Below are 6,303 nucleotides of genomic sequence, written 5' to 3'. Positions count from 1 at the left end.
GGCCAACCCCTACCCGGGTTGGGGGGGTGCCCCGCGGCCCCCCGCCCCGTTGGCCCCGGGGGGGGGGGGTTACAACCCCCCCGGGGGGGTTCCCCCCCCGCCGCAGCGTGTTGGTGGTGGTACGTCAGGAGGCGTACGCCTCGAACTCGGAGAGCTGGCCGGCGGGCCAACCCGTGTTAGCGGTGAAGGTCAGCCGCAGGTAACGCTGTGACGTGCCCTGGAAGGTGATCGTCGCGGTGTTACCGGTGGCCGGGTTGAAGGTGTAGCCGGCCGAGCCGACCACGGTCGAGTACGTCGAACCGTTGGTCGAGCCGAGCACCGACAGGGTCTGGGTACGGGTCCCCCAGTCCGTTGCCGGTGGCAGCTTGAGCACCAGCCGGGACACCGTCACCGCCGAGCCGAGGTCGACCGTGAGCGACTGCGGGAACGCGTTGTTCGCGCTCTCCCAGTAGCTCGACGCGTTGCCGTCGACGCTGTTGCCGGCCACGTAGTTCTGGCTGGTGCTGGTCGCGGTGACCGGTCGGCCCGCCGCCAGGTTGGCGTTGGTGGCGGTGCCGGTGCCGGCAAGCCCCACGGTGAGCGGGCTGCCGGGCGCGTTCGAGGCCACCGACAGGGTGCCCGTACGGGCTCCGGTTGCGGTGGGGGTGAACGTCACGTTGACCGTGCAGGACGCCCCCGCCGCCAAACTCGTTCCGCAGGTGTTGGACTGGGCGAAGTCCCCGGTGGCGGTGATGCCGGTGATGGTCGCCGCCGCCGTACCGGAGTTGGACACCGTCACCGCGCTGGCCGGACTGGGCGATCCGACCGTACGGCTGCCGAACGACAGGGTGCCGGGCGAGACCGACAGCACCGGTCCCCCGCTGCCGCCTCCGGCGTACACCTCGAACTCCGAGAGCTGGGCCGCCGGCCAACCGGTGTTGCCGGTGAAGGTCAGCCGCAGGTAGCGGCGGGCTCCGGCCGGCAGGTTGAGGGTGACCGTGTTCGCGCTGGCCGGGTTGAAGGTGTAGCTGGCCGAGCCGAGCACGGTCGAGTACGACGTGCCGTCCGTGGAGCCGAGTACGGACAACGTCTGGTTACGCGTCTCCCAGCCCGGCGGCAGCTTCAGCACCGCCCGGTTGACCGTCACCGCCGCACCGAGGTCGACCGTCAGCGACTGCGGGAACGCGTTGTTGGCGCTCTCCCAGTAGCTCGACGCATTGCCGTCGACCGTGTTGCCCGGTGCGTACCCCTGGTTGGCGCTGGTCGCGGTGACCGGGCGGCCGGCGGCCAGGTTGCTGCTGGGGTTGACGCCGGTGCCGGACAGCGGCACGGTCAGCGCGGTCCCGGTCGCCGGGGTGACCGTCAGCGAGCCGCTGCGGGCCCCGGCGGCGGTCGGCCGGAACGTGACGTTGACGGTGCAGGTGGCACCCGCGGCCAGGGACGATCCGCAGGTGTTGGTCTGGCTGAAGTCACCGCCGGTGACCACGCCGGTCAGCGCCACCGCGGTGGTGCCGGTGTTGCGTACGGTGACGGCCTGGGCGGCGCTGCTGGTGTTGACGTTCTGCGGACCGAAGGTGACGCTGGTCGGCTGTGCGACCAGTCCCCCGCCGGTGCCGCCGCGCCGCCGCTCGAACTCGGCCGCCCAGTACGCGGTCCGGTCGAGGTACGCCGTCTCCGCCGACGCCCCGGTGCGTCCGTACGCGCCGGAGTAGGTCTGGTAGTTGAACCCGCCCGGCGGACTGCTCCGGGCCGGCTCGATGGTCGAGCCCTCGTGCCACTCGTTGAACGAGGTGACCGACACCCAGGTGGGCAGCCCACCGGTTGCCGTACCCAGGGCGTTGTTCCACACCTGGTCGTAGGTGGCGCCGTTGTTGCGGGCCAGGGTGGGGGTGGTGTTGCCGGGCACGGCCCGGTCGTCGATGTAGCCGGGGCCGATCGACGGCGCCCAGACCAGGTTGTTCGCCTTCGCGTACGCGCTGGCGTTGGCCCAGCCCGGTGCGGTCGTCGCGGCGATCGCGTCGTAGGTGTACATGCCGGAGAAGCCGGCGATCTTCGAGGTGTCGGTGGTCTGGGCCAGGATGATGTTGTTCGCGTTGACCTGGCTCAGCGCCGACCAGTCCGGGATGAGCAGGCTCTCGAAGACGTAGAACGCCGGCCGGTTGCCCTGGTCCGGTGCCCGGTAGAAGGCCGGGTGGCTGCCGTACCGGGTGTTGATGTAGTTGATGTCGGCGACGGTCGAGGCGGCGCTGCGACCGCTGTACGGCTCCAGGTGCCAGGCGATCTTGATGCCCTGCTGAGCTGCCGCGTTCATCACGGTGGTGACCAGGTTGTCCTCGTACGAGCCCTGACCCCACCAGGAGTAGACGAGCACGTTCGCACCGGACTGCTTGACCCAGGTCATGTGCTGGGCGAGCACCGCCGGGTCACCCGAGTCGTACGCGCCCAGGGTCGGGTAGAAGTCCGCGCCGACGTCGTTCGGCGGGGTGCGCCCACCCTGCTGCCAGTGCCGCCATCCCCCGTTGGGGCCGGTCGGGCTGCCGTACCACGGGTAGTAGAACAGGTGCACGTTCGACGATCCGGTGGGTGCCGGTCCGCCGGTCACGGTGATCACGACGTTGGCGGTGCTGCGGGCACCGCGCGCGTCGGTCACGGTCAGCGTCGCGGTGAAGGTGCCGGCGCTGGCGTACGTGTGGGTGGCGTTGGCGGTGGTCGCCGTACCGCCGTCGCCGAAGTTCCAGGCGTACGTGAACGGGGTGTCGCCCTCGGCGTCGGTGGCGCTGCCGGTGAACGTCACCGGTAGCGGCGCGGCGCCGGAGGTCGGTGACGCCGCCGCGGTGACCTGCGGCGGGGTGTTGCCACCCACCCCCTGACCGACGAAGTCCACCCAGTTGACGTTGAGCAGGGAGGTTCCCGCCGGTGTGCCCGACGCGGCCTTCGCCACGAAGAACAGCGGCCCGGTCGTGGTGCTGGCGGCCAACGGCACGGTCAGGTCGGTGAAGTTCTGCCACCCGCCGGTTCCCGGTACGACCACCGAGCCGAGCAGTGTCCCGGTGGCCGAGCCGGTACGCACCTCCACCGTGCCGCCGGTGCCGCCCGAGGACGCCCGCAGCCGCAGCGACTGGATCCCGTTGAGGTTGGTCGGCGTGTACGACCACCAGTCGCCGTTCTCGACGAAGGCGATGTTCTGGAAGCCGCCCTGCGGGTCGGATGTGGTCTCCCGCTGCACGCCCGGCGTACCTCCGGTGGGTGCGCCGGTGATCCGGCCGGTGCTGTTGAAATACTCGGCCTGTTTCCGCTTGGGCTGCAACTGGATCAGCGAACGGCCGGTCAGCGGTGCGGCCCCGCCGGGTCCGCCCAGGTCGGTGTAGGTCGCCTCCAGTACGGCGAAGATGTTCGCGTCACCGCCGTGCCCGCTGTCCAGCGAGGTCTGTACGGTGCCCGAGCAGCCGGTCCGCTGCTGCAACGGGTGCGCGTGCTCGTCGTGCCCGAGCAGGTACTGCAACGTCACGCGGGAGCAGTCGATGGTGCCGCCGTCCGGGTCGGTGACGGTCACCGAGTAGTTCACCTGGGCGCCCCAGTCGAAGAACCCACCGTTCGGCGGCAGGGTCAGGTTCACCACCGGCGCGGTGTTGCCGACCGTGATCGGCACGTTCGCAACCGCGCTGCGGCCACCGGGATCGGTCACCGTCAACTGGGCGGTGAAGTTGCCGTTGGTGGTGTACGTGTAGGTCGGGTTCGCCTGGGTCGAGGTGCCACCGTCACCGAAGCGCCACGCGTACGTGATCGGTTGCCCCTCCGGGTCCCGCGAGCCGGCGCTGCTGAACGCCACGGTGAGCGGCGCCCGCCCGCTGACCGGCTGCGCGGACGCGGCGGCGATCGGGGCCGGGTCGACGGACCGGTAGTCGATCCGGTAGATGCCAGAGTCGTCGTTGTTGCCGCCGAAGCCGCTGCCCCACTCGATCAGGTAGAGCGCGCCGTCCGGGCCGAAGTCGAAGTCCATCGGCCGGATCGTCGACATCCCGGTCAACAGCTGGTTGATGTCCACCAGCGACTTGCCGTCGGCGGTGACCTGCATCGTGTACAGCTTGTTCTGGTTCCACTCGCCGAAAATCGCCTTGCCGTCGTAGTACGCCGGCCACTTGCGGCTCGAGGCGAGCGCCGGGTCGTACCGGTAGACCGGGCCGGCCATCGGAGCGCCACCGCCGCCGATTTCGGGGAAGAGCGGGTTGGCGTCGTAGTCGTAGTCGACCGTGGCTGGGACCACCGGCGGCAGGGTGGTCAGCCCGGTGTTGTTCGGTGAGTTGTTGACCGGTGCGGCGCAGTTGAACGCCGGTCCGCTCGGCCCGTTCGGGAAGGTGTAGTCCCGGTAGGCCGCGTTCTTGCCCACGCAGTACGGCCAGCCGTAGTTGCCGGCCTGGCCGACGATGTTCCACTCCACCGTGTTGCCGGGGCCCCGGTCGGCGTTGGCCTGACCATCGGGGCCGTAGTCGGCCACGTAGAGCACGTTCGTCCTCGGGTCGACACCGATCCGGAACGGGTTGCGGAAGCCCATCGCGTAGATCTCGGGACGGGTCTGCGCGGTGCCGGGCGCGAACAGGTTGCCGGCCGGCACGGTGTAGGTGCCGTTCGCCTCCGGCCGGATCCGGATCACCTTGCCGCGCAGGTCGTTGGTGTTGCCGGAGCTGCGTTGGGCGTCGAAGTCCTGGCGCCCGGCGCGCTCGTCGATCGGCGTGAAGCCGCCGGACTCGAACGGATTGGTGTTGTCGCCGGTGGCGAGGTAGAGGTTGCCGGCGCTGTCGAAGGTCATCGTGCCGCCGGAGTGGCAGCAGGTGTTGCGCTGGGTGTCGACCTGGAGCACGACCCGCTCGCTGGCCAGGTCGAGGGTGTCGCCGTTCATGGTGAACCGGGACAGCAGGTTACGCGGTGCGCCGCCGTTGGGCGAGTAGTACAGGTAGACCCAGCGGTTGGTGGCGAAGTTCGGGTCGAGGGTGAGACCGAGCAGCCCGTCCTCGTTGCCGGTGAAGACGTTCAGCGTGGCGGCGGTGACGGTGGTCTGGGTATCCGGTTTGATGATCCGAAGCCGGCCGTCACGTTCCAGGTAGAAGACCCGGCCGTCCGGCGCGATGTCCAGCTCCATCGGGTTGTTCGTGTTGCTGTCCAGGGTCACCTTCTCGAACCCGCTGGTCTGCGTCGCACCACAGTCGGCACCGACCACCCCGGCCGCCGTCTGGATGCCGCCGAGCAGGTGGGCCCGGAACTGCGCGTCCGCGTACGACTCGTTGGTGTGGCCGCCACCGGTGTACCAGGACCGGCCCCCGTCGTAGTTCTTGCACCAGGCGGTCGGGTGGTCGGCACCCATCGCGCCCGTACCGGGGGTGTAGCTGGTCTCGTCGAGGCTGGCCAGCACGTGCGCGGAGCCGCGCGGGTTGGTCCGGAAGTTGTACCACTCGTCGAACCGGCTCCACCGCGACGGCAGGGTCGCCGTGGACGGGTGCGCCGGATCCTCGACCTTGACCGTGGCCTGCTGGTTGGCCGGGTGGCTGGTGAAGTACGCGCCGACCAGGTTGCCGTACCAGGACCAGTCGTATTCGGTGTCGGCCGCGGCGTGGACGCCGACGTAGCCGCCGCCGGCCCGGATGAACCGCTCGAACGCGGCCTGTTGGGTCGCGTCGAGCACGTCCCCGGTGGTGGAGAGCCAGATGACGGCCCGGTAGCGGGCCAGGTTGGCGTCGGTGAACGCGGTCGCGTCCTCGGTCGCGTCGACGGTGAAGTCGTTCGCCGCGCCGAGTTGCTGGATGGCAGTGATCCCGGCCGGGATCGACTCGTGGCGGAAGCCGGCCGTCTTCGAGAACACCAGCACCGAGTACGCCGCCGCTGCCGCCTGGGCCTGCCCGGCGGCGTCGCGGGTGTTCCCGGTGCTCTGGGCGCCGGTGGCGTTCTCGGTGTTCGCCGCGGCTGGTCCGCGGGGCGTCGCGGTGGCGGGTGGCGCCGCGGCGCTGAGCGCGGTGACCGTGGCCGTCGCGGCGGCGACGAGTCCGGTGAACAGTCGGACGAGTCTTCGTTGCGTCGAGGGACGCGGGTAGCGGTGGGGGGACCGGAACATTCGGGGGGTCTCCTTTCCCGGTGGCGGTACCGGGACAGGCGCCATCGGCTCGGCTGGACCGTGGTGCCATGGCGGTGCCCGCATCGGGTGTTCGGCGAGGACCGCGACCACCCCCGCTGCGCGGGTGTTGCGGTCATGTTTCGGCGGTGTGTTGAGCGATAGATTAGCGCCGATGGTTGCAAGAATCCATCGAAAGCCAGAAAATTTTCGACTAGGACCTG

The 6,303-nt window shown here is 70.2% G+C and carries 1 protein-coding gene; it reads right to left on the bottom strand.

From position 1 onward, the window contains the following. Positions 1 to 124: 124 nt before the first annotated feature. Complete coding sequence (locus tag AB0J90_RS24660; protein WP_363599525.1) at positions 125 to 6,082, bottom strand: ThuA domain-containing protein; 5,958 nt, start codon at positions 6,080 to 6,082, stop codon at positions 125 to 127. Positions 6,083 to 6,303: the final 221 nt, after the last annotated feature.

The sequence above is a fragment of the Micromonospora sp. NPDC049523 genome (genome assembly GCF_040676775.1).
In the GTDB taxonomy this organism is placed as follows: Bacteria; Actinomycetota; Actinomycetes; order Mycobacteriales; family Micromonosporaceae; genus Micromonospora_G.
This window is presented reverse-complemented; position numbering and strand designations above follow the sequence as displayed.